At 65.4% G+C, this 25,684-nt stretch carries 22 protein-coding genes; 9 read left to right on the forward strand and 13 right to left on the reverse strand.

Annotated elements, in window-relative coordinates:
* Positions 1 to 78: 78 nt before the first annotated feature.
* Together ACLJPD_RS19270 and ACLJPD_RS19275 are read left to right on the forward strand one after the other, a co-directional pair.
* Positions 79 to 1,221 (forward strand): hypothetical protein, encoded by a 1,143-nt coding sequence (locus ACLJPD_RS19270; protein WP_410873787.1) that lies wholly within the window; start codon positions 79 to 81, stop codon positions 1,219 to 1,221.
* A gap of 3 nt (positions 1,222 to 1,224) precedes the next feature.
* On the forward strand, positions 1,225 to 2,406 hold the full coding sequence (locus ACLJPD_RS19275) for a hypothetical protein (protein WP_410873789.1): 1,182 nt from the start codon (positions 1,225 to 1,227) through the stop codon (positions 2,404 to 2,406).
* A 109-nt stretch (positions 2,407 to 2,515) separates the two neighbouring features.
* Here the strand turns inward: ACLJPD_RS19275 and ACLJPD_RS19280 are convergent, their stop codons facing one another.
* The 4 genes from ACLJPD_RS19280 to eccCa form a co-directional block, all read right to left on the reverse strand.
* Positions 2,516 to 2,821: a WXG100 family type VII secretion target gene (locus tag ACLJPD_RS19280; RefSeq protein ID WP_410873791.1), complete on the reverse strand. Its 306-nt coding sequence runs from the start codon at positions 2,819 to 2,821 to the stop codon at positions 2,516 to 2,518.
* 42 nt (positions 2,822 to 2,863) lie between these two features.
* On the reverse strand, positions 2,864 to 3,187 hold the full coding sequence (locus ACLJPD_RS19285; RefSeq protein ID WP_410873793.1) for a WXG100 family type VII secretion target: 324 nt from the start codon (positions 3,185 to 3,187) through the stop codon (positions 2,864 to 2,866).
* A gap of 118 nt (positions 3,188 to 3,305) precedes the next feature.
* A complete protein-coding gene (locus ACLJPD_RS19290) occupies positions 3,306 to 4,772 on the reverse strand; it encodes a type VII secretion-associated protein (RefSeq protein ID WP_410873795.1) in 1,467 nt (488 codons plus the stop codon).
* The gene (gene eccCa, locus ACLJPD_RS19295; RefSeq protein ID WP_410873797.1) at positions 4,769 to 8,809 is read right to left on the reverse strand and encodes a type VII secretion protein EccCa; all 4,041 of its coding nucleotides are present in this window, start codon (positions 8,807 to 8,809) and stop codon (positions 4,769 to 4,771) included. Before eccCa ends, ACLJPD_RS19290 begins: the two co-directional genes overlap by 4 nt.
* A 189-nt stretch (positions 8,810 to 8,998) precedes the next feature.
* Between eccCa and eccD the strand changes: the two genes are divergently transcribed.
* The 3 genes from eccD to ACLJPD_RS19310 all read left to right on the forward strand — a co-directional run bounded on the left by eccD (position 8,999) and on the right by ACLJPD_RS19310 (position 12,690).
* The gene (eccD, locus tag ACLJPD_RS19300; RefSeq protein ID WP_410873799.1) at positions 8,999 to 10,465 is read left to right on the forward strand and encodes a type VII secretion integral membrane protein EccD; all 1,467 of its coding nucleotides are present in this window, start codon (positions 8,999 to 9,001) and stop codon (positions 10,463 to 10,465) included.
* The gene (mycP, locus tag ACLJPD_RS19305; protein WP_410873801.1) at positions 10,462 to 11,880 is read left to right on the forward strand and encodes a type VII secretion-associated serine protease mycosin; all 1,419 of its coding nucleotides are present in this window, start codon (positions 10,462 to 10,464) and stop codon (positions 11,878 to 11,880) included. Before eccD ends, mycP begins: the two co-directional genes overlap by 4 nt.
* Positions 11,881 to 11,943: 63 nt before the next feature.
* On the forward strand, positions 11,944 to 12,690 hold the full coding sequence (locus tag ACLJPD_RS19310; protein WP_410873803.1) for a potassium channel family protein: 747 nt from the start codon (positions 11,944 to 11,946) through the stop codon (positions 12,688 to 12,690).
* Position 12,691: 1 nt separating this feature from the next.
* On the opposite strand, the gene eccB is transcribed toward ACLJPD_RS19310, so the two are convergent.
* Complete coding sequence (gene eccB / locus ACLJPD_RS19315; RefSeq protein ID WP_410873805.1) at positions 12,692 to 14,173, reverse strand: type VII secretion protein EccB; 1,482 nt, start codon at positions 14,171 to 14,173, stop codon at positions 12,692 to 12,694.
* 113 nt (positions 14,174 to 14,286) lie between these two features.
* On the opposite strand from eccB, the gene eccE reads away from it, so the two are divergent.
* Positions 14,287 to 15,930: a type VII secretion protein EccE gene (gene eccE / locus ACLJPD_RS19320; RefSeq protein ID WP_410873807.1), complete on the forward strand. Its 1,644-nt coding sequence runs from the start codon at positions 14,287 to 14,289 to the stop codon at positions 15,928 to 15,930.
* 15 nt (positions 15,931 to 15,945) lie between these two features.
* On the opposite strand, the gene ACLJPD_RS19325 is transcribed toward eccE, so the two are convergent.
* The gene (locus ACLJPD_RS19325; RefSeq protein WP_410873809.1) at positions 15,946 to 16,506 is read right to left on the reverse strand and encodes an NADPH-dependent FMN reductase; all 561 of its coding nucleotides are present in this window, start codon (positions 16,504 to 16,506) and stop codon (positions 15,946 to 15,948) included.
* Between the two features lie 84 nt (positions 16,507 to 16,590).
* Here ACLJPD_RS19325 and ACLJPD_RS19330 point away from each other — a divergent pair, with 84 nt between their 5' ends.
* Positions 16,591 to 17,592, forward strand: a complete 1,002-nt coding sequence (locus tag ACLJPD_RS19330) for a GAF domain-containing protein (protein WP_410873811.1) — start codon at positions 16,591 to 16,593, stop codon at positions 17,590 to 17,592.
* Here the strand turns inward: ACLJPD_RS19330 and ACLJPD_RS19335 are convergent, their stop codons facing one another.
* Positions 17,593 to 18,447 (reverse strand): S-methyl-5'-thioadenosine phosphorylase, encoded by an 855-nt coding sequence (locus ACLJPD_RS19335; protein WP_410873813.1) that lies wholly within the window; start codon positions 18,445 to 18,447, stop codon positions 17,593 to 17,595.
* 134 nt (positions 18,448 to 18,581) lie between these two features.
* Between ACLJPD_RS19335 and ACLJPD_RS19340 the strand changes: the two genes are divergently transcribed.
* Both ACLJPD_RS19340 and ACLJPD_RS19345 read left to right on the forward strand, forming a co-directional pair.
* Positions 18,582 to 18,908, forward strand: coding sequence for a metal-sensitive transcriptional regulator (locus ACLJPD_RS19340; protein WP_410873815.1), 327 nt, complete (start codon positions 18,582 to 18,584; stop codon positions 18,906 to 18,908).
* A 152-nt stretch (positions 18,909 to 19,060) separates the two neighbouring features.
* Positions 19,061 to 20,437 (forward strand): ATP-binding protein, encoded by a 1,377-nt coding sequence (locus tag ACLJPD_RS19345; RefSeq protein WP_410873817.1) that lies wholly within the window; start codon positions 19,061 to 19,063, stop codon positions 20,435 to 20,437.
* A gap of 16 nt (positions 20,438 to 20,453) precedes the next feature.
* Here the strand turns inward: ACLJPD_RS19345 and ACLJPD_RS19350 are convergent, their stop codons facing one another.
* The 6 genes from ACLJPD_RS19350 to rpsD all read right to left on the reverse strand — a co-directional run bounded on the left by ACLJPD_RS19350 (position 20,454) and on the right by rpsD (position 25,662).
* Positions 20,454 to 21,377 carry a nitrilase-related carbon-nitrogen hydrolase gene (locus ACLJPD_RS19350; protein WP_410873819.1) on the reverse strand — a complete coding sequence of 308 codons (924 nt, stop codon included), beginning with the start codon at positions 21,375 to 21,377 and terminating at the stop codon, positions 20,454 to 20,456.
* Positions 21,378 to 21,491: 114 nt separating this feature from the next.
* The gene (locus tag ACLJPD_RS19355) at positions 21,492 to 22,430 is read right to left on the reverse strand and encodes a helix-turn-helix domain-containing protein (RefSeq protein ID WP_410873821.1); all 939 of its coding nucleotides are present in this window, start codon (positions 22,428 to 22,430) and stop codon (positions 21,492 to 21,494) included.
* 39 nt (positions 22,431 to 22,469) lie between these two features.
* Positions 22,470 to 23,282 carry a tRNA pseudouridine(38-40) synthase TruA gene (gene truA / locus ACLJPD_RS19360; protein WP_410874499.1) on the reverse strand — a complete coding sequence of 271 codons (813 nt, stop codon included), beginning with the start codon at positions 23,280 to 23,282 and terminating at the stop codon, positions 22,470 to 22,472.
* Positions 23,283 to 23,370: 88 nt separating this feature from the next.
* The gene (gene rplQ / locus ACLJPD_RS19365; protein WP_410873822.1) at positions 23,371 to 23,886 is read right to left on the reverse strand and encodes a 50S ribosomal protein L17; all 516 of its coding nucleotides are present in this window, start codon (positions 23,884 to 23,886) and stop codon (positions 23,371 to 23,373) included.
* Between the two features lie 21 nt (positions 23,887 to 23,907).
* Positions 23,908 to 24,966, reverse strand: coding sequence for a DNA-directed RNA polymerase subunit alpha (locus tag ACLJPD_RS19370; protein ID WP_056818293.1), 1,059 nt, complete (start codon positions 24,964 to 24,966; stop codon positions 23,908 to 23,910).
* Positions 24,967 to 25,056: 90 nt separating this feature from the next.
* Positions 25,057 to 25,662 (reverse strand): 30S ribosomal protein S4, encoded by a 606-nt coding sequence (rpsD, locus tag ACLJPD_RS19375; protein ID WP_410873824.1) that lies wholly within the window; start codon positions 25,660 to 25,662, stop codon positions 25,057 to 25,059.
* Positions 25,663 to 25,684: the final 22 nt, after the last annotated feature.

Genomic DNA, 25,684 nt, shown 5'->3' on the forward strand with positions numbered 1-25,684 from the left:
GGATGATGGGGGGATTCAATGAAAAAATGGCTTGTGCTCGCGGCTTCCGCAGCCGTAGTAGCGTGCTGCAGTTGTGGCGTGACAATTGCAGGAAACCCACAGCCCGGCGCCACCGCGGTCGATATCACAGAACTGCGTCCCGGACCGTTCAACAGCGAACCTACATCATTTCAGCTGGATACGGGTTACGGAGCGCCAGAGCGGGTTCGACTGATCGAGGCTCGACGATTGCTGAACTACCTCATACTGCCCACGTACGTCGATCCGGACGCCCACAAGCAAGAGTCGACTGGAGTATTTGCCAGCCACCTCGGACTTCCGGTATCCGAGGGAATATTGGACGCCCACAAGCAAGTTATCAAAGACAACGTCAAATTTATTGCCGGTGTCGCGTCTATCCGAAGCAATGGAAGTGCTCGACGCCCCAAGGAAGTCAGCGTCGCGGTCTTGCAATTCGAGTCCGATTCGGAGAGCAGCTGGGCGGCCAAAGAGCTCAACAATATCTCGATGACCGTTGGCGCACGAAATAGTCTTGATATACCTGGGCACCCAAATGCACATTCATCCAGTTCAGAAGGCAACGCGCAGATCGATACTTGGCAGCCACACGGTCCATACGTAGTATTTATCAGTACGAAACAACCCCCAGGGGAGTCCAACACGGCGATTTCGAGAGTAAAGAATTCGCTCGAAGAACAGAATCGCGCACTGGATACGCAGCGACCGATACCGCTGGATGATGTTCTGGACCAGCCTCTCGACCCAGACAATATCGTCAGACGTACGATGGATCGCGAGAGCCGGGACGCCATACCCTCGACCGATGATTTCGGAACGTACCTGCCAGCAGGCATCCTTCACTACCAAAATAATTCGGTAGATGCGCGTAAAGAATTTGAAACGGCCGGCGTGGATTTAGTCGGGCGTCGCGCAAGCACGGTATACCGAACGCGCGATGCTGCAGCAGCATTCGGCTTGCAGGCTTTCCTCACACGCCGAGGCAGGGACGACACACCACTTACGCCACCATTCGGGATTGCGGACGCGCAGTGTGTTCGATTCGATACGTTCGACGATCGAGAGAACAATGCGATATGCGTCGTTGTGCATGGCAGATACGTAGCTGTGGTTTCTGCAAAATCTACGGGTTACTCCCAAATCGATATCGGACTCCAAGAACGCACGGCAGCCCAATTCATCATTCTGGAGAAGTGCGAGTAAGCGATGCGAAGAAGATACGTAGCGATTGCCGCCTCTGCCCTTCTCGCGGTAGGGGCATGCAGCAGCGAACAGGAACCGACTAGATCTTCCGTTGACATCACCAAGCTTGATGCAGGGAACTACCCGACGAAGCCTATTGATGTTGAGGCCCTCCGCGACTCTTCCTCCGGTTCGGTTCGCGAATCCGTCCGCATTGGAAATTCAACTCCTGTGCCATACGAGTACGACAGCAGGCTCGCGTATGGACTCGACTACAACCGAAGCCAAATTATTACACCAGCCGAACCTCCATACCCAGACGAGGTCGGAATCAAAGTTGAGCGAAAAAATTTCACCAATGAATTCCCCGGCCTGGTTGCCGGATGGCGAACACACGCAACCCGACGGTCGAATTCAGGCGAGGGTCGGGGCATAGACACATGGTCGGTTCGCTTTGATACGCCTGAAAATGCCCGAAATGCCGCCGCCAAGATGGCGGGTCTCATCCCCGGCAGTGCACATACGATAGATGGGCACCCTGGTGCACAAACCAAGGTAACGCCAGCAGAGCCAGGGGACATCACGCCGAAGATGCGCTCATGGCTAGCGCACGAAGATATGCTGATTTACCTGCAGATCAGCGATCCAGTCAGCAGGCCATTCGAGATTCCTGATAACGCCGAAATTGTCAAGAAATTCTACGACAAACAAATCGAACGGCTGCGCGGATATTCCCGCACACCTATACAGGAAATTCCCAGAATTCCACTCGATGTAGATGGCCTCCTGAGCCACACGCTCCCAGCCGATAAGGTGACGAGTCGAATCGGCGTCTACCCCACACACGTCGTCGTGTCGCAAGCAGCACTGCCAGTAGCTGCGGCGTCGGCATATGCCGACGCCGGCGTCGACTATATCGTTTCAAGTGGTGCGTTCGTCTATCGCGCCAAAGATGCAGCCGCTGCTGAACGACTCTCCGCTGCTTTCGTCGGCGGAACACTTTCGCCCGAGCTTGTGACTGCTGAGGCCAGCCCGCCGCCACATATGCCGAACGCCAAATGCAACAGCGGTGATCCCAACCGATCCACCCCGCCAAGTTGTAGCTATACAGTGGGCAGATACCTTGTTCGGGTTGGTGGCGCAAACCTGCAAGACGTCTACCAACGCGCCGCGGCCCAGTATCTCCTGCTAGCCGATCTTGGGTGATCGACGTCCGATAGCGGGCGAGCCACCACACTACCCACGATTTCACAACAAACGAGCAAGGGGTGGACTCGACAAATCGTCGAGCCCACCCCTGCCATTCTTTTGCCGACTACTGCGCCAGCATCTGAGCGAGGCGCACGTCGGTGGCGCGCATGCCCTCAGAGCCGGACAGTGTCGTCGCACCGATTTTCTGCAGGCTCCCGTTCAGTGCCAACGAGTCATTCGACCACTTGGTCTGCATGATCGCGAAGGCAGCGGAGCCTTCACCTTCTGACCAGTTGGACTCGATAAAGCGTTGGAATTCGTTCTCGTAGTCCTGGAGAGCAGAGGTGATCTGCTGCGCCTGAGTCTTGAGGCCCGAGCCCGCATCGTCAATCGCGCCGAAGTCATACCTAATCGAACCGATGTCAGCCATTGTGTTCCTTCCGAGTGGTCTTAGGTGTGATGGGGTTCGCGATTACGCGTTTTGCTCGTTCATGTTCAGCTGTGCGCCCTGGATGATCTGCTGAGCATTGTCGAGTTCCGTGTCGTCGATCTGACCAGCAATCTGGGAGACCGTGTCGGACGCGGCGTAAAGCCCCTCGTTCAGCTTCTTGGCGTTCGCCAGGTACTCCTGCATCGAGTTCTGGAAGGCCTGGCCTGCCGCGCCCTGGAACGCCGGGCTGTTGACATCGCTGGCGTGTCCCTCTGCCCGCGTGATCATCCCCTGAATCGCGTCGTGCTTGTCCTTCATACGGCCGGAGAACGCCCGGATCTCGTCAGGAGTTGCGTTGAAACCCATTCTGGCTCCTTCGTGGTCAGTGGACCAGACCCCCCTGCTGGCGATCTGAGCCCTTCATCTGGTTAGACGCACCGACGGTGTGATCGGTTCCGTCATTTTCGGAGAAAATTTCCAGGCTCTACGGCGTGATCGCGACGGATCTCATCACGTCCTCGCACGCAGATCTGACAGTCCCCCATCCTTCTGCTCCATGCTGGCAACCAACGTTGGTCTGGACACCATGGTCGAGTAGGACATACCACCTGACGACGGACCCGTCGCCAGGATGTTCTTGGTAGCCAATCCCCCGGCGCCCGGCGAACACCACGTCACGTTCCGGCGAACCGAACCGTCCGGGTGCTGCCCGATCGATTCGCGAAGTGATGTCCCTTAGCACTTCATCATACCCAGCACCCTCCGCAACAGTGTTGTATGTCACAGTGATTCGGGCGGGCGTAGCCGATGTCGGGGTCAGCGTGGCACGTTCAGGGGTTGGACCTGCGCCGAGCTTCCAGTCTGCTGGGATGTCGAACGCGATGCGCCCCATCACGTGACGTGGCGACGGCTTGGCTGCCCCGGTGGACGGCGGGAGGGAAGTTGCCGATGGGGATGGCGGTATCGGTGTCTTCGACCCTGTGGGCGCGCGATCAACCGATTCGGCTGTTGCCGCGGCGTCTGTGCCGCTGCCGCCGGTTGTGGCTATGACAACGACGCCCACGGTGAGCACAGTGAGGATCACCGCGGCCGCCGCGACAACTTTCGCGGTTCCGATCCACGGGGACGGGGCGGATGCGGCTGCACGATCGCGCAGTGTGCCAACCCAATCCGACTGCCCCTGCGGACCCGTGGGTACAGGTTGGCCGCTCGGGGCGGATGGCGGGTGCAGCAGTGCGGTGAAGGCCACCGATTGCACGGGAGGCGGCTGCGCGCTCCAGGACTCGGTGACGAAGTCACGCAGCAGTTCCAGCAACCGCTCGTCGTGCTGGCCGACGACGATCACCGTCGACGGGCGGTGACCATCGACGGCCTGCCGAATCATCGCGGTCAGGCGATCGATGGTCGCCTCGCCCACTTCGTCTGCGCCCATGGTTGGTTCGTGCTCGCAGGCAGCGAGTTCGACGTGATCCCGGGATCGAGCGATGGCGCTGACCGTGAGATGCAACGGCTCGAGTTCCACCACTGCGATCAGCTCGGATGCCCCTGCGGACTGCCGCAGCGACGCTATGCGCGCGGCAATAGGTTCCAGAACAACAAGATTCGAGTACCGGCCGAGGGAGCGCTCGACCGAGGTGCGTTGCGATGACGACCAGGAGCTGGGATGCGCGACAGTGATCGTCGAGCCCGGACTGACCGAGCCCAAGTCCGCGAACAGCTTGTCGATCACCGCATCCGTGGCGGCAACGAGCGAGACCGGCGCGGGCTCGAACCCGATCCACGCCGATTCGCCCATGGTGACAACGGAAGCCGACGGCTGGTTCGCTCCGACGGCGACACCGACTGCTATCCCACCGTCAACGGGCATCACCGACGGAACGACATCCGAGTGCCGAGTGGCGGTGCGCGCCCACATGCGCGCACCGCTGATCACGACATCGACGTCGCTCACAAGGCCGGCGCCCATGCCAACTGCACGAGATCGACGGCGTTCCTGGTAACCAGGGTGCCTCGGCCGGGCGGCATCGCACTGGCGCGCACGTTGCCGAACAGCTGACCTTCGTCGCGGCTACCGCTCATCACCAGACCGATGCAGCCGACATCCTTCATCCGCGAGATCACCGGCTCGTACATCGCACGGGAGGCGCCACCGGAACGGCGGGCGATGATCAGGTGGAACCCGATGTCCTTCGCGTGCGGAATGAACTCGACCAACGGCGAGAGCGGGTTACCGGAAGGCGTCACAACTAGGTCGTAGTCGTCGATGATCAGGTAGAGCTCGGGGCCCGTCCACCATGAGCGCGCGCGCAGCTCCTGCTGGGTGATGTTGGCGCCGGGCATACGGGACTTCAGGATCCCGACCACCTGCTGGACGAACGGCCCGAGCACTTCCGACGAGGGGGCGTAGCCTGCCAGGTGGTTGCCTTCAACCGTGCCGAGCAGCGTTCGGCGATAGTCGCCCAGGATGATCTTCGCTTGCGCCGGCGTATTGGACTCGACGAGCCCCTGGCAGATACCGCGCAGCAGCGCGGTCTTACCGCATTCACTGTCACCGAAGACCAGGAAGTGCGGCGTTTCAGCGAGATTGAGAGTGACCGGAGCCAATTCGGACTCGTTGACACCGATCGGCACCTGCAAATTCGGGCGCGACAGATCGATCGTCGTGGGCCAGTTGTTCATCGAGCGCAGCAGCGCCGCGCGATCCAGCTCGTCCGGCAGTGTCCGAGTGCCCGGTGCCGGACGGCCCGGCGTACGTTCGGCGAGCAACTCGACAGCGTGCGCGACGCCTGTGGCGATATCGAGTGGGTCGGAACTGCCGTCAACCCGGGGCAGCGCCATCAACATGTGGAGGGCATCCGGCGTGATACCGCGGCCTGGCCGCCCTTGCGGCACGAGCGATGCGAATTTGCGGCCGATCTCGGAATCCATCGGGTCACCGAGACGCAGCTCGATGCGGGTGCCGATCTGATCCTTCAATGCGGGGCGGGCTTCCATCCAGCGCGAGATGCCGATAACGACGTGGACGCCGTACGAAAGTCCTTGCAAGGCAAGGTTTGTGACCTGCTGTTCGAGTGCTTCGTAGTCCTGACGGATGGTGCCGAAACCGTCGATGACGAGGAACGCGTCACCGTAGGGGTCCTCATGAGCGCCAGCGGCAGCCGGACTGCTGTTCGGGTCCATCGCCCGCAAGCGCCGGAATTCGACCATCGACTCGATACCGAGCTGATGGAATCGACGCTCACGCTGACGGACCAGCGACGACATCTCCGCCACCGTTCGGCGCACCTTGTCCGGATCCATCCGACTGGCGACCGAGCCGACGTGCGGCAATCCCTGCAGGCTGGACAATGTTCCACCACCGAAATCGAGGCAATAGAACTGCACTTGTTCAGCCGTGTGAGTCAGCGACATCGCCATCACGAGCGAGCGAAGTGCCGTCGACTTGCCCGACTGCGGCCCTCCGACGATCGCCACGTGGCCACGCGAGCCGGACAGATCGAGCATCAGCGGATCGCGGCGCTGGTCATAGGGCCGGTCGACGATGCCGATGGGCGCACGAAGCGTCGCGGCCGCTGAGTACTCGCCCGTGAGGATCGAGCGTGGGATCAACTGATCCAGAGTCGGCGCCTCATCGAGTGGCGGCAACCAGATCTCGTGGGCCTTGCGAGCCTGGGTGTAGCCCTGGATACGCGAGACCAACATGTTCAGGTTCGACACCTGGTCGTTCTCGTCGCCGACCGGCTCCGGGTCGAACTCGGCCTCGACCGGCAGCGGGACCCGGTCGGCGGTGCGGAAGCCGACGTGGGTGGCGGCGAAAGGTCGGGCGTTGACGTCGATTTCGCCGCCGACGATGCCTGCGCTGGTGACCTCGCGCGCCGATCCACCACCGACATACGGGCCCGATACGTAGGAGGCTTGGAAACGCTGGATCTCGCCCGAGTCGGATTTGAGGTAACCGCCACCGGGGGTGCTTGGCAGGTTGTAGGCGTCGGGGACGCCGAGGACCTGGCGGGATTCGTTGGCGGAGAAGGTTTTCAGGCCGATGCGGTAGGACAGGTGCGATTCCAGGCCCTTGAGCTTGCCTTCCTCGAGACGCTGTGAGGCGAGCAGGAGGTGGACCTGCAGTGAGCGGCCGAGGCGGCCGATCATCACGAACAGTTCGGCGAAATCGGGGTGCTGGGTGAGCAGTTCGGAGAACTCGTCGAGCACGACGAACAGCGCGGGCAGCGGGTCGAGGTCGGCGCCTGCCGCGCGGGCCTTCTCGTATTCGGAGACGTTGGCGAAGTTTCCCGCCTGACGCAGGACTTCCTGGCGGCGGTTCATCTCGCCCGCCAGTGCGTCTTTCATGCGGTCGACGAGGTCGGCTTCGTCTTCGAGGTTGGTGATGACCGCGGCGACGTGCGGGACGCCGTCGAGGCCGAGGAACGTCGCGCCACCCTTGAAGTCGACGAGGACCAGGTTGAGCTGGTCGGGCGAGTGGGTGGCGAGCAGGCTGAGCACCAGGGTGCGCAGGAATTCCGATTTACCGGAACCGGTCGCGCCGATGCACAGGCCGTGCGGGCCCATGCCGTTCTCGGCGGCTTCCTTGATGTCGAGTTCCACCGGGGCACCGTCGGCGCCGATGCCGAACGGCACGCGCAGGCGTTCGCGGCCGTAGCGGGGACGCCAGGCGCTGGCCGGGTTGAAGTTGCCGATATCGCCCAGGCTCATCAGCTGCGACCAGGTGGAGATCGTCTCGGACTCATCGGTCTCGACATCGCTGCTGCGCTGGGTGGCCGCGCGGTAGGGCGCGAGCCTGCGGGCGAGCTGCTGGGCCTGCTCGGCGCTGACGCGGTCGATGGTGGCGAAGCGTTCCTGGTTGCCGGTGGCGCCGCGGCCGAGGCACTCGCCGTCTTCGACGACCATCTTGATGCCGCGCGAAACGGCAAGGCGCGGTGCGTAATTGCACAGGTCGATGATGGTGACACCCTCGTACCCGGACTCGCGCAGCTGGTCGTCCTCGGCCTCGAGCAGGCCACCGTCGACGACGATCACCACGTGCACCATGTTCGGGTTGTTGGGCTGGTTACGCGAGTAGCGCACCCGGTTGCCGAGCAGCGGATGCAGGCCGCTCATCGCCTCGCGGATGGAGCCGTAGAACATGCGCTGGGTGCCGACGCCGTCCTGCACCTCGGGGTGCTGGGTGTGCGGGAGCCACTTGGTCCACTCCCACTCGCGGGCGGTGTCGGGGCCGCAGACCACGGCGACAAGCACCTGGTCGGGCGCTTGGAACATGCACAGCTGCAACAACATCGCGCGCGTCATGTCGCGCGCCTGGGCGCGGTCGCCGTCGAGGGCGACGGTGCCGAAGCCCTTCACCGCGATGGCGGTGGGCAGATCGGGAACCGTGGAGTGCGCACGCACGAAGCGGCGCAGCGAGACCGCGGCGATCGGCTCCAGCTCTTCGACGGGGCCGGTTTCGGGGGCCACCAGCCTGGTCGCCAGGCGCTGGCCGCCGAGGCCGATACGCGCGTGGCAGAAGTCCTTGTCGCCCGAGCGGCGCTCCCACATCCGGCTGGTGCCGGCGAGCATCCAGATCAGGCCGGGCTCGGGGTGGCTCCACTCGACTGCGGCGCGTTGCTGTTTGGCGGTCTCGTCGACATCTTTACGGACCTGATCGAGGTAGCGCAGGTAGTCCTTGCGGTCCTCGTTGGCCTCCGCGGCCTTCGCGCCCTTGCCGCCACCCTGTCCGAACATGGTGACCATCGACATGATCATCATCATCGGGAACATCATCGACATCGGGTTGGACAGCATGCCGCTGCCCTGGGTGAACATCAGCGCCATCATGCCGACCATGCCGACCACCATCACGACGGGCATCAGCTTCATCAGCAGGCTGCCCGGGGTGATCCGCGGGATCTCCGGCGGCGGCTGCAACGTGACCTCGCCGCCCGGTGTACGCGGCATCTCGCGCCGGGCACGGCGCTGGAACCTGACGGTGCTCATGGTCGAAGACCCCCCCTGCTTTGACTACATCGCTCATCTTTCGTCGCGACGGGCTCAGTGTAGAGGTCGCGGCCGACATGTCGTATGGTTCGTCAGGCATTCTGCTGTCCGAACGGTGGGTTCCGCAAACTGTCGATCGTTAAGAGCGGTCGAGCGGAAACACGAGGTAGAGACGGAACTGGGGGAGTTTTGACGCACGCGCGACTCGATCATGTGGAGGAGGACTCCGCGCGCGGCATCGTACGCGCGCCGGACCTCGCCCGAGTAACCATCCTGGCCAAGCACACGCAGGTGGACATGGCTATTCCGGTCGACGTGCCGGTCGCCCTCGTCATTCCCAGCGTGGTCGACATGGTCGCGCAGCACAGCCGTTCGAATGATTTCGACAACGACGGCGAACGCTACGAACCCGCCGAATGGGTGCTCGCGCGCATCGGCCACCCCCCGTTCTCGAACTCGCTGAGCCTGGGCGAACAAGGCGTGCGCGACGGCGAACTCCTCATGCTGGAGAGCGCCTCGCACGCGGCGCCGACGCCGCTGTTCGACGACATCATGTACAACGTCGCGGTCGCCGACGCCGAGCACTACCGCAGCTGGACGCCGAAGACGGCCCGCATCACCGGTTCGGTGCTCGCCGCGGTGACCATGCTGGTCGGTTGCTTCGGCCTGCTGGCAGCGCCGGATGCGTTGCCGTTCTGGGTTTCCGGGTCGCTGGCGCTGTTCGTCGCGATCCTCTGCGTGGTGGCGGGCACGGTGCTCAGCCGCATGTACCGCGACACCTCGGCCGCGCTCGTCCTCGGCGGCTGTGCACTGCCGACCGCGTTGACCGCCGGCTTGCTGCTGGTCCCCGATCATTACGGCGCGGCGCATCTGCTGCTCGGATTCGCGCTGCTCGGCTCCATCGCGGTGCTCGCCTGGCGGGTCACCGGCATCGGGCTTGCGCTGTTCATCGGGGCGGCGACCGTCTCGGTGTTCGGCGTGCCCGCCGCACTGGTGGGATTGCTCACCGATCAGCCGGTCAAGGCGATCGGCGCGGTCGTCGCCGCGCTCGGATTGGCGGGACTCTCACTCTCGCCGCGTGTTTCGATGCTGCTGGCCAAGCTGCCCTTGCCGCCCGTCCCCTCCCCCGGCACCCCGATCGATCCGACCGAGGACGACCCGGACGACCACCGCGCCCTGCCGACCCTCGATGCCTTGCGCGCGCGGTCGGAGCGGGCACGTAACTACCTCGCCGGCCTGGTCAGCGCGACCACACTGGTCACCGTCGTCGGCGCGCTGCTGGCGATCAACGCCGGTGCCGAGGATCCCTACTGGCCCGGCATCTCGCTGGCGCTGGTGTGCGCGGTGGTGCTGATGTTCCGCAGCCGTACCTACGCGGGTGCCGAACAGGCCATCGTGTTGATCGCGGGCGGCTCGTCGATCGTGTTGATCATGCTGGTCGGCGTCGCGCTCGAAATGCGCCAGCCCCTTGTGGTTTTCGGTGCCGCGCTGGTGATGCTGATCTCGGCGCTGGTGATGGGCCTGATCTTGCCGAACCAGTCCGCGACCCCGCCGATGCGCCGGGCCGTCGAACTGCTCGAATACGCGTTCGTCGCCGCGGTGCTGCCGCTGGTGTTCTGGGTCGCCAGTCTCTACTCGCTGGTTCGCGGGCTGTGAGGCTCGGCCTTCGACTGACGGCCGTTGCTCTTGTCGTCGGTCTGAACGCCGGGTTCGGGGTATCCGGCACCGCGCATGCGGACCGGCCGCCTGCGATCGACCCCGGGATGCTGCCCGCCGGTGATCCCGCCGCGCCGCCGGACAAGACCGAAAGAGGTAGCGGCACCAACGGACTGTGCTTCCGTACCCAGGCGAGCACGGCGACTGCGGTGATTCCGCCCAGCCAGCGTTCGCTCGATCTGGAGCGGGCATGGCAATTCTCCCGTGGCGCAGGACAACTCGTCGCCGTGATCGACACCGGCGTGGAACCGCATCCCCGCCTGCCCGACCTGTGGGCGGGTGGCGACTATGTGGCCGCCGGTGGCAACGGCACCGAGGACTGCGATGTGCACGGCACGGTCGTCGCCGGGATCATCGGCGCGACCCAGGTCGAAGGCCAAGGATTCTCCGGGGTCGCGCCCGAGGCCCGCATCCTCAGCATTCGTCAGACCAGCTCGCTCTACCAGTCCGAGGGCGCCGGGCGGAACAAGGGACCCGACGACTTCCCCGAGGGCTACGGCAAAGTCTCCTCGCTCGCAGGCGCGATCCGCCGGGCGGCCGACTTCGGCGCTCGGGTCATCAATATCTCTCTCGTCGCGTGCAACAGCGGTTCCCCGGCCGGTGAGGCGGCGTTCGGCGCGCTCGGCGCGGCCGTGCGGTACGCGGCGTTGGAGAAGGACGTAGTGATCGTCAGCTCGGCGGGTAACTCCGACAATGCTTGCAAGTCAGGCAATCCCGGGCCCGATCCCCTCAAGCCGGCACAGGATCTGTGGAGCACGATCCGCACCTACGTGAACCCCGCCTGGTACGACGAGTACGTGCTGTCGGTCGGCTCGATCGGCGCCAACGGCGCACCGTCGACGTTCACCGTGCCGGGCCCCTGGGTCGGCATCGCCGCACCGGGAGAAGGCATTACCTCGCTCGACGCCAGGACCACCGGTATCTCCGACGGCAAGTACGACAACCAGGGCAAGTACATGGCTTACAGCGGAACAAGTTTCGCGTCGCCGTATGTCGCGGGTGTCGCCGCGCTGGTGCGCGACCGGTTCCCCGATCTGACCGCCAAACAGGTGATCGAACGGTTGCAGGCCACCGCCCACGCACCGGCCGAGGGTTGGAATCCCTATATCGGCTACGGCGCGGTCGATCCCGTCGCGGCGCTGACCAACGAAGTGCCCAAACAACTTCCGCCGAAGCAGGCCAGTCCGGCCCGCAGTCTGCAGCTCCCGGTGCCGGCACCGCCGCCGCCCGCGGACAACACCGCGCGCGATGTGGCCCTGATCGGTTCCGGTGCCATCGGCCTGATCCTGGTGCTCGGAGTGCTGGCGTCGTTCCCGATCCGCCGCAAGTTCGGGATGTCGGCCGACGATCTCTGACCTGCTCGACCACAGAGCAGGGTACGGTCCTGGGGCCGAAGACTCATCGACCCAGGTAGCCGCATGAATACAAGCGAACGCCCACTCACCCGCCGACAACAGTGGGAACGCACGACCAATCTGCCGTTGATCGTGCTCGCGGTGGTGTTCGTCATCATGTACGCGTGGCGGGTGCTCGACACCGACGCGTCACCGCGGCTCGATGCGAGTCTGCTGTGGGCGGATATCGCGATCTGGGCGGTGTTCGCCGTCGACTTCACGGTCAGGTTGTGGTTGTCGGGCGACCGGCCGCGCTTCCTGCGCAAGCACCCACTCGACCTGCTGGTCGTCCTGGTGCCACCGTTTCGCCCGCTGCGCTTGCTCCGCGCTTCCCTGCTCCTGCTCGACGCCCTCAACCGCGCGACGCACCCACGCACCCGGCTGGTGACCTTCGTCGGCACGAGTTCCGTGCTGATCCTGCTGCTGACGAGCCTGGCCTTCTTCGACGCCGAATACGGCGCACCCGACAGCAAGATCGAGTCCTTCGGCGACGCACTGTGGTGGTCGGCGGTCACGGTGACCACCGTCGGCTTCGGCGATGTCTACCCGGTGACCACCGAGGGCCGGTTCGTCTCCCTGATCCTGATGACATTGGGCATCGGCCTGATCTCGTTCGCCATCGGCACCATGACCAGCTGGGTCGTCGAACAACTCAAGACGGTCGATGACGCCGCCGACCGCGCCGAGATCACGCTGCGCGAACTGGTCGACGAGGTCAAAGCCCTGCGGACCGAGGTCGCCGAACTACGTTCGACGAGCCCGCCCGACTGACTCACTTCACTTCGGCGACAGGCTTTTTCGCCGGTGACGGATCCGGCGCGACACCGTCGTGCGCGACCATCGCCTCTTCCCGACCCATCGTCGGCCCACCCGCGAGCAGTCCGACGATCGGCCACGGCGCCGGCTCGGCGGTGACTTCCTCGAGGCCGAGTGCCTTGACCGCATCGGCGTTCTTGATACCGAAACGGACGCCGGTATCAGCGATGTAGAACAGGCTGTCCTTGCGACGACTGTTCGGTTCGATACCGGTGGACTGCACGTAGGCGCCCGAGGCAGGCGGGATGAAGACCGTGTCGGCATTGGGGCCCGCACCGTCGGCCTGCGCGAGATCGACCAACTTCGCCTTGTCCGGGATCGGCAGGTCGATGCCGGTGAGCAAGGTCAGTTCGGCGCGCGCAGTGGCGTCGGCGTTGTCGGTGGCGCCCGCGATCGGCTTCCACGACATGCAGCTGACGGGCTGGTCCTTGGCGGTGATCAGCGTCGGCCGATCACGCGGATAGTCCTGCACCTTCAGCGGATTGCGCAGGATCGGTGCGTAGGTGCGGTCGGTGGTCTGAATGGTGGTGCCGGGCATGGTCGTCGGATAGAAATTACGAATGATCTGGGCGGTCACCGCCGTGATCGGCTGCAGCCCGTCCTGGAGCACCACATAGTTCTGGTTGGACTCGTTGAAGACCTGGACCACGTCACCGATCTTGTGTCCGCTCACGTTGTATGTCGGGATGGCACCGGGGTTGTCGATAGTCGGCGTGATGATCGGCAGCACTTCGGGAATGGCGTTTAGCAGGCCCTCGCTGATCGGACGCGGGGTCACGCCCGTGACTCCGAGCGCGTGGGTGACGGCCGGATCGTCCATTTTCACGCGGGCACGCTTGCCGTCGTAGACGAGGTAAACAGCGTCTTTGCCCTTGACGAGCACGGCCTTGCCCTCGTCTACCTTCGACGCCTTCGCGCCCAGACTCGGGTCACCGGCCAGCACCGACGTGGTCAGATCGGCACTGCCGTCGGCTTTGAGCTGGTCGCACACCGTCCACGTGCGCCCCTTGCCGCCCTTGTCGTACATGATCGACGACGGTGCGCCAGGAATACCGATCAGCTGACCGCGCGGCTTCTTGCCCAGTTCGGATTCCTTGACGATCGCCGCCTTGGACGCCTCACCGGCCGCCAACCGGGCCGAGGCCAGGTTCAGCGCGGGATGCACGACGTTCTCGACGACCACATAGACGCCGCCGGATTCCTTGGCGATCAAGATCTTGCTGTCGCCGATCTTGTCCTGTGGGCGCAGCAGCGCGAGGATGCCGCAACCGGCCAGGACCACCAGGCCGAGCACCAGTCCGACCACGTAGGCACGGGTCTGCGCGCGCATCGGATCGTGCAACATTCGCACATCCCGGCGTACCAGGGCGTGCTCCATCCGGCGCACCAGGAAGCGGTATCCGCTGACCTGCCAGCGCGTGGTGGGTTTTGAAGGCATGGTTCCTCCCCCGAACAGTGCTCTCGTCCGGGCAACACAGTACAGTTCCCGGCAGCAGTTGTTCGCATTCGGCCATCGGCCGATGAGCAATCGGGTACCTGGGGGAGGAACGAATGGCTGAGTTCACCGGCGCGGGACCGCGCCCGCTGTTCGGTCGAATTACGTTGCCGCACCTACTCACCGCGCAGGTCCTCGGCCTGATCGCGGGGATGGTCGCGCTGATCTGCGGGCTCGATCCGCTGCCGTCGCTCGGCATTGCGATCGTGGTGGCACTGGTGCCGCTGATCCCGTTCGGCAAGCGCCCGATCCTCGACTGGATCTCGACGATTCGCCGGTACACCGGCAAGCGCGACTACACCCTCGGCGACACCGTCGACTTCCGTGACACCGACGGCCGCTCACTCGGCCTGTACTGGGACGGCAGTCGCGTGGTCACCGTCGTCGAGGTGCTGGCGCCGCGTGGTGGGCTCACCCGCATCGCCCGCACCGCCGTGCACGCCTCACACCTGTTGCCGCTGCCCGAGTTGGCCGCCTGCCTGCACCAGCACGACATCCTGCTCAGCGGAATCGACATCATCAGCCACGGCCACCGCAGTCGGTCCGGCACGCCGGCGGGCGCGATCTACGAATCGCTGCTCGGCCCGCTGCCCGCGACCGCGCACCGCACGGTGTGGCTCGCGATCAGCTTCGACGCGGTGGCCTGCCCGGACGCCACGGCTCGTCGCGGTGGCGGCACCGACGGCGCATCCCGCTCGGTCACCATCGCCACCCAGCGGATCATGCGCACGCTCGAAGACGCCGATTGCAACGCGCGCATCCTCACCGCGCCGGAGATCCGCAAGGCCGTACAGCAGATCACCGCCGGTCTGGATCCGCGCACGCTGAGCCAGCGGTGGAAGTACGCCGAGATCGGTAACGCCGTGAACATCGGCGCCGCAGTGGATCCCAAACAACTGGGTTCGGATCTGCTCGCACAGCTGTGGGTCGCGCCGTCGCGGGGCACCACGGTGGCCGTGCGGCTGCGTCCCGGTAGCGATGCCGACTCCGTGAGTGTCGGTGCCGCATGGCGATTGACCGCGCGTGAGCTGCCGGAGAAGACCAAGGCCAAGGGCATGGTGTCGATGAGCGGTCGTCATCGCGACGCACTGCTCGCGCACCTGCCGATCGCGGTGCCCGGTGTCGACGACACGATCCCCACCATCGAGTACCCGATCGACGTCATCGGCGCGCTGCATCTGCCGTCGTCGGGTTGTGGGCAGCTGCTCGGCTCCGATGACGAGGGCAACGGCGTCGCCACCAGGATCGTCGGCGCCGGTATCTCCACCGTGTACGTGGCCGGTGAGCTGTATCTGGCCCAGCAGCTGGTGTTCCGCGCGCTCGCTGTCGGCGAGCGGGTGCTGGTTCGCACCGACCGGGCGCAGGCCTGGGAGCAGTTGGTGACCACCGTCGGTAATCCGGAGCGGCTGACCATCGCGGTCGAAACACACCAGTCCGATGCGGGTTTCACCGCGACGGTGGTCGACGGCGTGCTCGCGCCCGCCCCGCACGCCGGTGTCACCACGATCTATCTCACCGGTGATCCGAACGGCTGGCCCGCTTCTCGCCCCGACCTGGAGATCTTCCAGCCGGGCGCGATCGGCAACCGCGTCGTGCTGCGCACGGGAACGACCAGGGTGAACCTCACGCTTGTCTCGATTCCGCGTGAGTCGACCTACATCGGTCAGCCGCGTGGGCAGCGCGCGATGGCCAGCGCCTGACCGGTCGGCTACAGGTCAGCCCGGATAGGGTTCGACAGTGCGGGCGGCACGCAAAGTTGTTCCCCACCAAGCCAATTGGTTCAGCATCCGGTCGCAGGCGTCGATCGCGGCGTCGTCGTCGGTCATGCCGGTCTTGTCGAAGCGGCGCTTGGCCTGGGCGAAGCTCACCGATTCGCGCACCGACACCATGTGCAGTTCCGCGACCACCTGACGCAACTGCTCGACCGCGCGCAACCCGCCGGACAGCCCGCCATAGGACACGAATCCGATCGGCTTGGCCCGCCACTCGTGCTTGGCACTGTCGAGCGCGGTTTTCAGCGAAGCCGGGTACCCGTGGTTGTACTCGGAGGTGACGACGACGAACGCGTCCGCCGCAGCCAACCGAGCCCGAAAAGCCCCGACCTCCGGTGTGTCGGTGAGGTCGACCGGCAGCGCTAGATCACGCAGGTCGAGTACACCCACCGCGAAATCCGGCCGCTCCCCCAGCGCGGTGACCAGCCAGCCTGCCACCACGGGCGCGAATCGCTCGGGCCTGGTGCTGGCGACGATGATCTCCAACCGCAGCGGTGCGTTCATGCCCGCGAGCTTATCGACACCGGAATGCCCCGGTCCCCGAGCCGTCGGCCGACTCGTGCACGATAGGGCTGTCGGGTTTCATTCATGGGGCGCAGGGGGTCGCGCGTGATTGTCGGACGTTGGCAACTGGTGGAGACGCTGGGGACACCACACACTTGGTCGATGCTGACCGCGGGCACCAAGCCGCGCGAGTGGGCGTCGTATCACCGGGCGATTCCCGCCCGGCTGCAACCATTGATCGCGGCGGCGCACGATACGCGCGCACCGGTGGACGAAATGCTGCCGAAATCGCGAAATTCGTGGTCGGAGTTGCGATTTCGAGCCGTGCCGGTGTTGTGGCCGGATTCGCCTCCGCATGCGGTGAAGGTGTGGGTGGGGCCGCAGGTCCCGGACGACGAACTGAGCGTCGCGCCGTTCCAGGTCGACGCACGCCGCCGCATCGTGCGCACCCGACCAGCCGGGCTCGGGCCCCATTTCGGTTCGGCACCAGCCGAATACAGCGGTGCGGAGCCGTTCGAGCGAATCGAGCGTTTCGATCACGGGCTGGAATTCGTTGCCGCGCTGCAGCGTTCGGAACCTCGGAGCCGATGGTCGGGGGTCGCCACCGTGCATTCGAGGATCGGGCCGCGTTCATTGTTGGTGGCCGCGCGTAGCGGCGGCGGCGAGCAGCGGATCGCGTGGCGTGGGGTCGCCGTCGATGTCACCGACAGCGTTGCCCCGCAACGCAAGTCGTTCGAGGCCGCGACGCTCGACTTGCTGCGCGAGTCCCAGCCGGGGCTGTATCTGGTCATCCTCGACACCGCGCAGGTGCGGGCGGTGCGGTGGGTCACCGAGCCGGTGCCGGGGCTGACATGGCGCGGGGTCGACGAGCGGACCGTCCCGCATCCCGACGACCGTTCCAGGATCGCCGCGCTGCGCGCCGAGGTGCTGGCCGGTGCGACACGCGCCGGGCTGAGCGGACTGCGTCTGGCCGCGGACGACGGTGGCTGGCTCACCGTCGACGTCGAGGTGTCTCCGCTGCCGGGGGGCGGCGCGGAGCCTGCCTTCATGCTCGCTCAGCTGCAGGTCACCGCGGCGACGGGGTGATCATGGCAGTTCGAAGGGCAGCGATACTCCGGCGTGCACGCGGCAGCGCTCGCAGGTATCGGTGCCATCGACCGCGGTGACCGCGCGACGCATGAGTTCTTTGAACGGTCCGAGGTTCTTCTTGAACTCGGCGAACACGTCGACCGCGTGCACACCGTCGCCCTCTTCGAGGCCTGCGTCGAGGTCGGTGACGAGAGCGACTGCCGCGTAGCACATTTCGAGTTCACGGGCGAGGACGGCTTCGGGGTGTCCGGTCATATTGACCAGGTCCCAGCCCTGCGCGGCGAACCAGCGACTCTCGGCGCGGGTGGAGAAGCGCGGCCCCTGCACGACCACCATCGTGCCGGAAGGCTCCACCCGAAGATCACCGGCGGACTGCACTGTGTCTACTGCTGAGGGTCCTGCCGCCGCCGGGCCGGCCGCTCGCACCGCTGCGGCGCGCAGATCATCGCAGTAGGGGTCGGCGAAGGAGACGTGTACGCCGCCGCCGTCGAAATAGGTCTGCGGACGACCCGAGGTCCGGTCGACGAGCTGATCCGGCACCGCCACGGTCCCCGGCCCCCAATCGGCGCGCAGGCTGCCGACCGCACACGGCGCGAACACCCGGCGCACCCCGAGCGAACGCAGCGCCCACATGTTCGCCTGGTAGGGCAGGGTGTGCGGCGCGAACTCGTGCTGCTTGCCGTGCCGGGGCAGGAAGGCGACAGCACGGCCGTCGACCTCGCCGATCGCGACCGGCGCACTCGGCGCGCCATACGGTGTGTCGACCTCGACGTGCATCGCGTCGTTGTCGAAGAAGTCATAGAAGCCGCTGCCGCCGATAACGGCGAGTGCGGGCCGGGGAAGCGAACTCATGGACCCGATTCTTCCGCCAGGGCCGACCGCCCGCGGCACCGGGACCAGCCATCTGACAATCGCGGTGCGAAACTGTACCCTAGGGGGGTATTAGTTCGCCAGGCGAGCTACCCAGGCAGGCGAGGAGACCTTCGGTGACCACACCCACCCCCGACACCGCGACCGGCGACGAGCACGCGGGCCACGGCTACATCACCGCCAAGGACGACTACCTCAAGCGACTGCGCCGCATCGAGGGCCAGTCCCGTGGACTCCAGCGGATGGTCGAAGAGGAAAAATACTGCATCGACATCCTCACCCAGGTCTCCGCCATGACCAAAGCGCTGCAGGCCGTCGCGATCGGCCTGCTCGAGGACCACATCTCGCACTGCGTCGTCGACGCCGCGGTGGCCGGTGGGCCCGAGGCCGAAGCCAAGATCAAAGAGGCCACCGACGCGATCGCCCGCCTGGTCAGATCCTGATGTAGTCCCGCCCGTCGGTCCACCGAATGACCAGCCCGAGATTCGCTGTGAGCACAGCGACCATACCGGTTCGGGGGTCTCAACCCGTCTCCGTGTTCTACTGATGGTTGCCAGCAGGATGCTCGTCGACGCATCACCGGGAGGACACGCCCATGTCTGCCGCTTCCGCCGTTCTGTCCGCGCGCTCCGAGGACGGCCGCTCGTTCGTCGTCGACAACGCCGCGAGCGGTCCCTTTTCCGCCGGATCCCTGATCGTGGTCAGTTGCGAAGGGCGCAGGCAGCTCGCACTCGTCGAAGAACGCAGCGCGACGGTGCCGGTCGGGTTGCGCGGCAGATTGATCGGCGAACTCATCGACGGCGGGATCGACATCAGGGCCAGTCATGCCTTCGACGGCGGACAGGTGAGTCCGGCAGACCGTGACCAGGTCGCCGCGCTCCACCACACCACCGGCGCCGAACTCGAGGTCGGCGAGAGCATCTCCGCGCCCGGCGGCCCGGCTCGACTGCTCCCTACCCGCTTCAACCGGCACACGTTCTGGTGCGGGCAGAGCGGCTCGGGCAAGACCTATGCCCTCGGCGTCGTCCTCGAACAATTGATCGCGCATACCGCGCTGCCGATCGTCATCTTCGACCCGAATTCCGACTTCGTACGCATCGGTGAGGTGGTGCCCGGCGCCTCCGGCCCGACAGCGGAAGCTCTGCGCGAGCGCGACATTCGCGTCCTGCGTCCGAAGGCCGAACCACCGGATCGCCTGCGGGCGAAGTTCATCGACATGCCACTGACATCGAAAGCCGCAGTGCTACAACTCGATCCGCTGGCCGACCGGGAAGAGTTCAACGAATTGATCCATCTCTCGGCGGTATTGACCGGCGAGCTCGACGACGTTCTGGCCGACTTGCGCTCCGTCGACACCTCGGCTCGCCGCCGCCTCGCGATGCGAGTGGAGAATCTGGGACTGCTCGACTGGGAGGTGTGGGCAGGCGCCGATCGTGCGGTCACCGAGATCGTCGCCGAGCGCCCGGACGTGACAGTCCTCGATCTCGGCGGATTCGCCACGCCCGCACAGCAACTCGTCGTCGCCCTGTCGCTGCTCGACGATCTGTGGGCCAGACGGGAAGAACGCCGCCCGGTCCTCTTGGTGATCGACGAGGCCCACAACCTCGCCTCGCCCCGACTCGAATCACCGGTGGCCGTCGCCGTGCGCGAACGGTTGATCCAGATCGCCGCCGAGGGCCGCAAATTCGGTCTCTGGCTCCTGCTTTCGACCCAGCGTCCGTCAAAGGTGCATCCGGGCATCATCTCCCAGTGCGACAACCTCGCCCTGATGAAAATGACCTCACCAGCCGACCTCCAGGAACTCGGCACCTACTTCGGATACGCGCCGAGCGGCCTACTCGCCCAGGCACCCTGGTTCCGGCAGGGCGAGGCGCTGCTCGCAGGCGGTTTCGTTCCGACACCCACGCTGGCCAAGGTGCACGCGCGGCTCACCCGTGAAGCGGGCACCGACGTCTCGGTGCCACTGCGATAGGGCCGTGCTTCAACGGTCACGCCGATTCGGCGACTACCGCACGTCCCGGGTCGCGACGGGAGACTCGGCCACTCGAGACCCGCGCGCATTCGCCGAGCCCGGAGCGCGGTGACCGGATGTCGAGGTCGGCGAAGAGCAGGCCCTCCTGTCCCTCGGCAAGTGGGGTGGCCAGTTCCAATCCCCCTGGGCCGAAGATGCGTGAGACGCCACCGCCACCGCGCAGCAGGCGCCGGTCAGGAGTGCGCGCGTCGACCACCTCCCAGCCTGCCACCGGCACGACCGCGACCGGAGCGATGACATGGGTCGAGCCGTCCATCGCGTAACGCACGCTGGCGGCGGTGTCGAGTTCCTTGCCCCACTCCTTGTCCTCGCCGTAGTACACGGTGAAGCCGGGCCAGGCGGCGATGTGAATCTGTTCGCGTTGCTCGTGCATGCGGGCACGCAGGTCGGCACGCAGATGGTCGGTGCCACCGAGGACGCCGATGCGGCCGAGTCCGGTGTCGCGGACCAGCAGGCAGTCGTCGGCAGTGCTGAACACGGTGCGCTCCAGCCCCGTCGGATCGGCCTTGCGCACGACCGCGATCTTGCCGTCGGTGTCGATCAGCGCCTGCGACATGAACACCTCACGGCCGGCGCGCTCGGCGAACCCGATCGCGACGTGAATCCCCTTGCGGCGCGCGGCATAGGCGACCGCCCGCAGTTCCGGCCCGTCGGCGGTGAGTGCGTTCGCGAGATAGCGGGCCAGAAAGTCCCCACCCCAGTCGACCGAATTCAGCCACATCCACCACGGAAAGCCGGGGAGGAAAGTCTCGGGAAAGGCAACCAGCTGCGCATCGCCATCGGCGGCCGCGTCGATGTACCCGATAACCTGTTCGACCCCCGCCGACAAGTTCAACCACTTCGGCTCAGCTTGCACCGCCGCTACGCGTACCTGACTCATCGTGCCCCCTGTCGCTCATCGGAGTAAGTGTCTTCGTTTCACTCTCTCTCAGAATCGCGCAGCACAAACTGTCATTTCGTGCCAGTCAACTGACCATTTGTGCCAACCGCCGGTTCACCGGCACCCGACTGCCGCGGCCAGACGGTACTCGCGAGGGGTCATGCCCGTCTCCTCGCGAAAAGCTCGGAAGAAATGCCGTTCTGACGAAAACCCGGCGGACGCCGCGATCGACGCCGTCGACTTCAGCGAGTCGCCCACCAGCATGGCTTTCGCGCATTCCACCCGCATGCGCCGCAGCACCGCGCTCAGCCCCTCACCCACCTCGTCGAACAGGCGATAGAGGCCACGTCGCGATACCAGGCAGGCCCGGGCGATGGCATCGATGGTCAAGCTCGGATCGGTACATCGCGCACGCATGAAGGCGAGTACCTGCTCCCGGGAAAGCGCCTGTGCGGGTTCACCGGTTGGCAGTTCACCCGCGGCCAGCCGAACCGCGGAGGCGAGCAGGGAGACTCCGTTGTCGGCGAGTACGGCGGCCTGTTCCGGTGCGGCCCGCTGCACCGCGGCCAACTGACGAAAGAACCCGGCCACCACTCCGCCCGCACTGTCGGCGGCCACGGTGACCGCGGTCGGCAGGCGGGCACTCTCGGTACCCATCTGGGTTCGCAACTCCGCCAGCGGAGCCTGGACCACGACCTGCGCCCACGATCCCTCGATGTCCCAGTGATAGGGGCGAGTGGTGTCGTAGAAGACCATCTCGCCCGGACGCACCGCGGCGATCCTGCCGTCCTGATGCAATCGGCCGAATCCCTCGGTCACGATGGAGGCCAGCAGGAACTCACCGTCGGTTCTGGCGATCCCGCGTTTGGTGCGCCGAATGCGCTGTCCGCTCCCGCTGACCGTCGACAGATCGAAGTCGCGTAGTCGGTGTCGCTGGATTCGGCCGTGAAAGGGCTGGTCACGCTGCGCGTCGACCGCCAACGGCACATAACTTTCCGACAGCTTGGACTCCCACTCGGCGAAGTGCTCGCCGCTGCTCGCAGGCAACACCATAGCTATTACCTCACTCCCGATTCGACCCTCTCGGTTCCATCATTCCCCGCAACAACCGCCATCGGCGACTGGAACGGTTCGTGTCTCGCGAGTTTGGACATTTCGGGCGGCCAGGTCGGCGTCGGCGGGGTAGTCGACGGCGATCAGGCTCAGGCCGTGCGCGGGGGCGACCGTGACCGAGCTGGACCGTTCCGTTTCGGCGAGCAGGTTCGTGGTCCATTCGGGGACACGGCGACCTTCGCCGACCGCCAGGACCGCGCCGACGAGGCTGCGGACCATCGACCAGCAGAAGGCATCGGCACTCACGTAGGCGGTGAGCAGATAGCCGTCGCGTTGCCAGTCGAAGCGCTGGAGTTCGCGGATGGTGGTTGCGCCCTCGCGGCGGCGGCAGAAGGCGGCGAAGTTGTGCAGGCCCAACAGGTTTCGTGAGGCGGCACGCATCGCCTCGAGGTCGACGCCGGGCTTGCACGCCACCACACCGCGCGCCTGCAACGGCTGGGCGCCGTAGGGGGCGGTGGTGAGCCGGTAGGCGTAGTGGCGGCGCATCGCGGAGAATCGGGCGTCGAATTCGGGAGGGGCGGTGCGGATTTCGGTGATCCGCACGTCCTTGGGCAGGAACTTGGCCATGCGGTACATCAACTTGTCGGCGTCGAATTCGGACTCCGCGTCGAAGTGCGCGACCTGCCCCTCGGCGTGCACACCCGCGTCGGTGCGCCCGGCGACCGTCAACTGCAGCGGTTCACGCAACACCTTCGACAGCGACTCCTCGAGCACACCCTGCACCGTGCGCAACCCGGGCTGACGCGCCCAGCCGGTGAAATCGGTTCCGTCATAACTGATCCCGAGCCGCACCCGAGTCATCTCGTCCTCCTGAAGTCGCGCAGAAAGAACCGAGCCCGCCACCCACGAAGGGTGACGGGCTCGGCAGAACTCCTGGGAATCAGGCGTCCTTCTTGTCCTCGGTGGCCTCGTCGGCGGCCGGAGCATCAGCCACGGTCTCGTCGGCGACGGTCTCATCGACGACCTCAGCGGCCGGAGCCTCTTCGGTCTTCTGCGAAGCGGCGACACGACGGGCCCGATCGGCCTCGTTGGTCACGGTCTTCTCGCGGACGAGTTCGATGACGGCCATCGGCGCGTTGTCACCCTTACGCGGCAGCGTCTTGGTGATGCGCGTGTAGCCACCTTCGCGACCCTCGAACGAGGGGCCGATGTCGGCGAACAGGACATGGACGACGTCCTTGTTACGGATGTCCTTCATGACCTCACGACGGTCGGCAAGACTGCCGGCCTTCGCCTTGGTGATGATCTTCTCGGCGTAGGGACGCACCGCCTTGGCCTTGGCCTCGGTGGTCGTGATCCGACCGTGCTCGAAAAGCGCCGTGGCCAGGTTGGCGAAGATCGCCTTCTGGTGCGACGCCGAGCCGCCGAACCGGCGGCCCTTCTTGGGCTTGGGCATTGTGGGTTTCTCCTGGGCGTATTAAAGCTGTTCGGTTTCGGCGTAGTCCTGCTCGCCGCCGTCGGTATCACTGAACGTGCCGCTGTCGCTCCACGTTCCGGTGCTCGCGTCGTAACCCACCACGGAGGACGGGTCGAACGACGCCGGGCTGTCCTTGAGCGAGAGGCCGAGCGTGTGCAGCTTGACCTTCACCTCGTCGATGGACTTCTGGCCGAAGTTGCGGATGTCGAGCAGGTCCGACTCGGTGCGGGCAACGAGCTCGCCCACCGTGTGCACACCCTCGCGCTTGAGGCAGTTGTAGGACCGGACGGTGAGGTCCAGGTCCTCGATCGGCAGACCGAACGAGGCGATGTGATCCGCCTCGGCCGGGCTGGGGCCGATCTCGATGCCCTCGGCTTCGACGTTGAGCTCACGGGCCAGGCCGAAGAGCTCGACCAGGGTCTTACCGGCCGAAGCCAGCGCGTCCCGGGCCGTGATGGAGTTCTTGGTCTCCACGTCGAGGATGAGACGGTCGAAGTCGGTGCGCTGCTCGACACGGGTGGCCTCGACCTTGTAGGTCACCTTGAGCACCGGGGAGTAGATCGAATCCACGGGGATCCGGCCGATTTCCGCACCGGTCGCCTTGTTCTGCACGGCGGGCACGTAACCGCGGCCCCGCTCGACGACGAGCTCGATCTCGAGCTTGCCCTTGTCGTTCAGGGTGGCGATGTGCATGTCCGGGTTGTGCACGATGACGCCGGCAGGCGGGACGATGTCACCAGCGGTGACGGTGCCCGGGCCCTGCTTGCGCACGTACATGGTGACCGGCTCGTCCTCTTCGGAGGACACGACCAGGCCCTTGAGGTTCAGGATGATGTCGGTGACATCTTCCTTCACGCCGGGGACGGTGGTGAACTCGTGCAGGACACCGTCGATGCGAATGCTCGTGACCGCAGCCCCCGGGATGGAGGACAGCAGGGTACGACGCAGCGAGTTACCGAGGGTGTAACCGAAGCCCGGCTCGAGGGGTTCGATGGTGAACTTCGAGCGGTTCTCCGCCACAACCTCTTCGGTCAGTGTCGGACGCTGGGAAATCAGCATGGAGATCTACTTCCTGTCAGGGCATCCACTATTTGATGCCTAATCAGTGATTGCGGGGGCCGCCGCGTAGCGACCCCCACCGTTGAGCGATTACTTCGAGTAGTACTCGACGATGAGCTGCTCGGACAGCGGCACATCGATCTGCGCGCGCTCGGGCAGCTGGTGCACCAGGATGCGCAGGCGGCCGGGGACGACCTGCAGCCAACCGGGAACCGGACGGTCGCCGACGGTCTCGCGAGCCACCTGGAACGGCAGCGTCGAGAGCGAGGTCTCCTTGACATCGATGATGTCGTACTGGGAGACCTGGTAGCTGGGGACGTCCACCTTGACACCGTTGACGATGAAGTGACCGTGGCTGACCAGCTGACGGGCCTGACGACGGGTACGAGCCAGACCGGCGCGGTACACGACGTTGTCCAGACGCGACTCGAGCAGACGGAGCAGGTTGTCGCCGGTCTTACCCTTGAGGCGGTTGGCCTCTTCGTAGTAGCGACGGAACTGCTTCTCCATGACGCCGTACGAGAAGCGAGCCTTCTGCTTCTCCTGCAGCTGCATGAGGTACTCGGATTCCTTGATCCGCGCGCGGCCGTGCTGGCCGGGCGGGTAAGGACGACGCTCGAACGCCTGGTCGCCTCCGACGAGGTCGACGCGCAGACGACGCGACTTGCGGGTGATGGGGCCTGTATAACGTGCCATTTTAAGCTTTTTCCTTTCCCGC

It is taken from the genome of Nocardia sp. A7 (genome assembly GCF_046549215.1).
Classification (GTDB): Bacteria; Actinomycetota; Actinomycetes; order Mycobacteriales; family Mycobacteriaceae; genus Nocardia.

Excerpts from the sequence above, each read along its gene's own strand:
- ACLJPD_RS19310 (WP_410873803.1), top strand. The coding sequence starts at position 11,944 with ATGAATACAAGCGAACGCCCACTCACCCGCCGACAACAGTGGGAACGC.
- ACLJPD_RS19355 (WP_410873821.1), bottom strand. The coding sequence starts at position 22,430 with ATGGTGTTGCCTGCGAGCAGCGGCGAGCACTTCGCCGAGTGGGAGTCC.
- ACLJPD_RS19325 (WP_410873809.1), bottom strand. The coding sequence starts at position 16,506 with ATGAACGCACCGCTGCGGTTGGAGATCATCGTCGCCAGCACCAGGCCC.
- ACLJPD_RS19350 (WP_410873819.1), bottom strand. The coding sequence starts at position 21,377 with ATGAGTCAGGTACGCGTAGCGGCGGTGCAAGCTGAGCCGAAGTGGTTG.
- ACLJPD_RS19330 (WP_410873811.1), top strand. The coding sequence starts at position 16,591 with ATGGGGCGCAGGGGGTCGCGCGTGATTGTCGGACGTTGGCAACTGGTG.
- rplQ (WP_410873822.1), bottom strand. The coding sequence starts at position 23,886 with ATGCCCAAGCCCAAGAAGGGCCGCCGGTTCGGCGGCTCGGCGTCGCAC.
- ACLJPD_RS19280 (WP_410873791.1), bottom strand. The coding sequence starts at position 2,821 with ATGGCTGACATCGGTTCGATTAGGTATGACTTCGGCGCGATTGACGAT.
- eccCa (WP_410873797.1), bottom strand. The coding sequence starts at position 8,809 with ATGAGCACCGTCAGGTTCCAGCGCCGTGCCCGGCGCGAGATGCCGCGT.
- ACLJPD_RS19285 (WP_410873793.1), bottom strand. The coding sequence starts at position 3,187 with ATGGGTTTCAACGCAACTCCTGACGAGATCCGGGCGTTCTCCGGCCGT.
- ACLJPD_RS19345 (WP_410873817.1), top strand. The coding sequence starts at position 19,061 with ATGTCTGCCGCTTCCGCCGTTCTGTCCGCGCGCTCCGAGGACGGCCGC.
- rpsD (WP_410873824.1), bottom strand. The coding sequence starts at position 25,662 with ATGGCACGTTATACAGGCCCCATCACCCGCAAGTCGCGTCGTCTGCGC.
- ACLJPD_RS19335 (WP_410873813.1), bottom strand. The coding sequence starts at position 18,447 with ATGAGTTCGCTTCCCCGGCCCGCACTCGCCGTTATCGGCGGCAGCGGC.
- eccB (WP_410873805.1), bottom strand. The coding sequence starts at position 14,173 with ATGCCTTCAAAACCCACCACGCGCTGGCAGGTCAGCGGATACCGCTTC.
- ACLJPD_RS19275 (WP_410873789.1), top strand. The coding sequence starts at position 1,225 with ATGCGAAGAAGATACGTAGCGATTGCCGCCTCTGCCCTTCTCGCGGTA.
- eccE (WP_410873807.1), top strand. The coding sequence starts at position 14,287 with ATGGCTGAGTTCACCGGCGCGGGACCGCGCCCGCTGTTCGGTCGAATT.
- ACLJPD_RS19370 (WP_056818293.1), bottom strand. The coding sequence starts at position 24,966 with ATGCTGATTTCCCAGCGTCCGACACTGACCGAAGAGGTTGTGGCGGAG.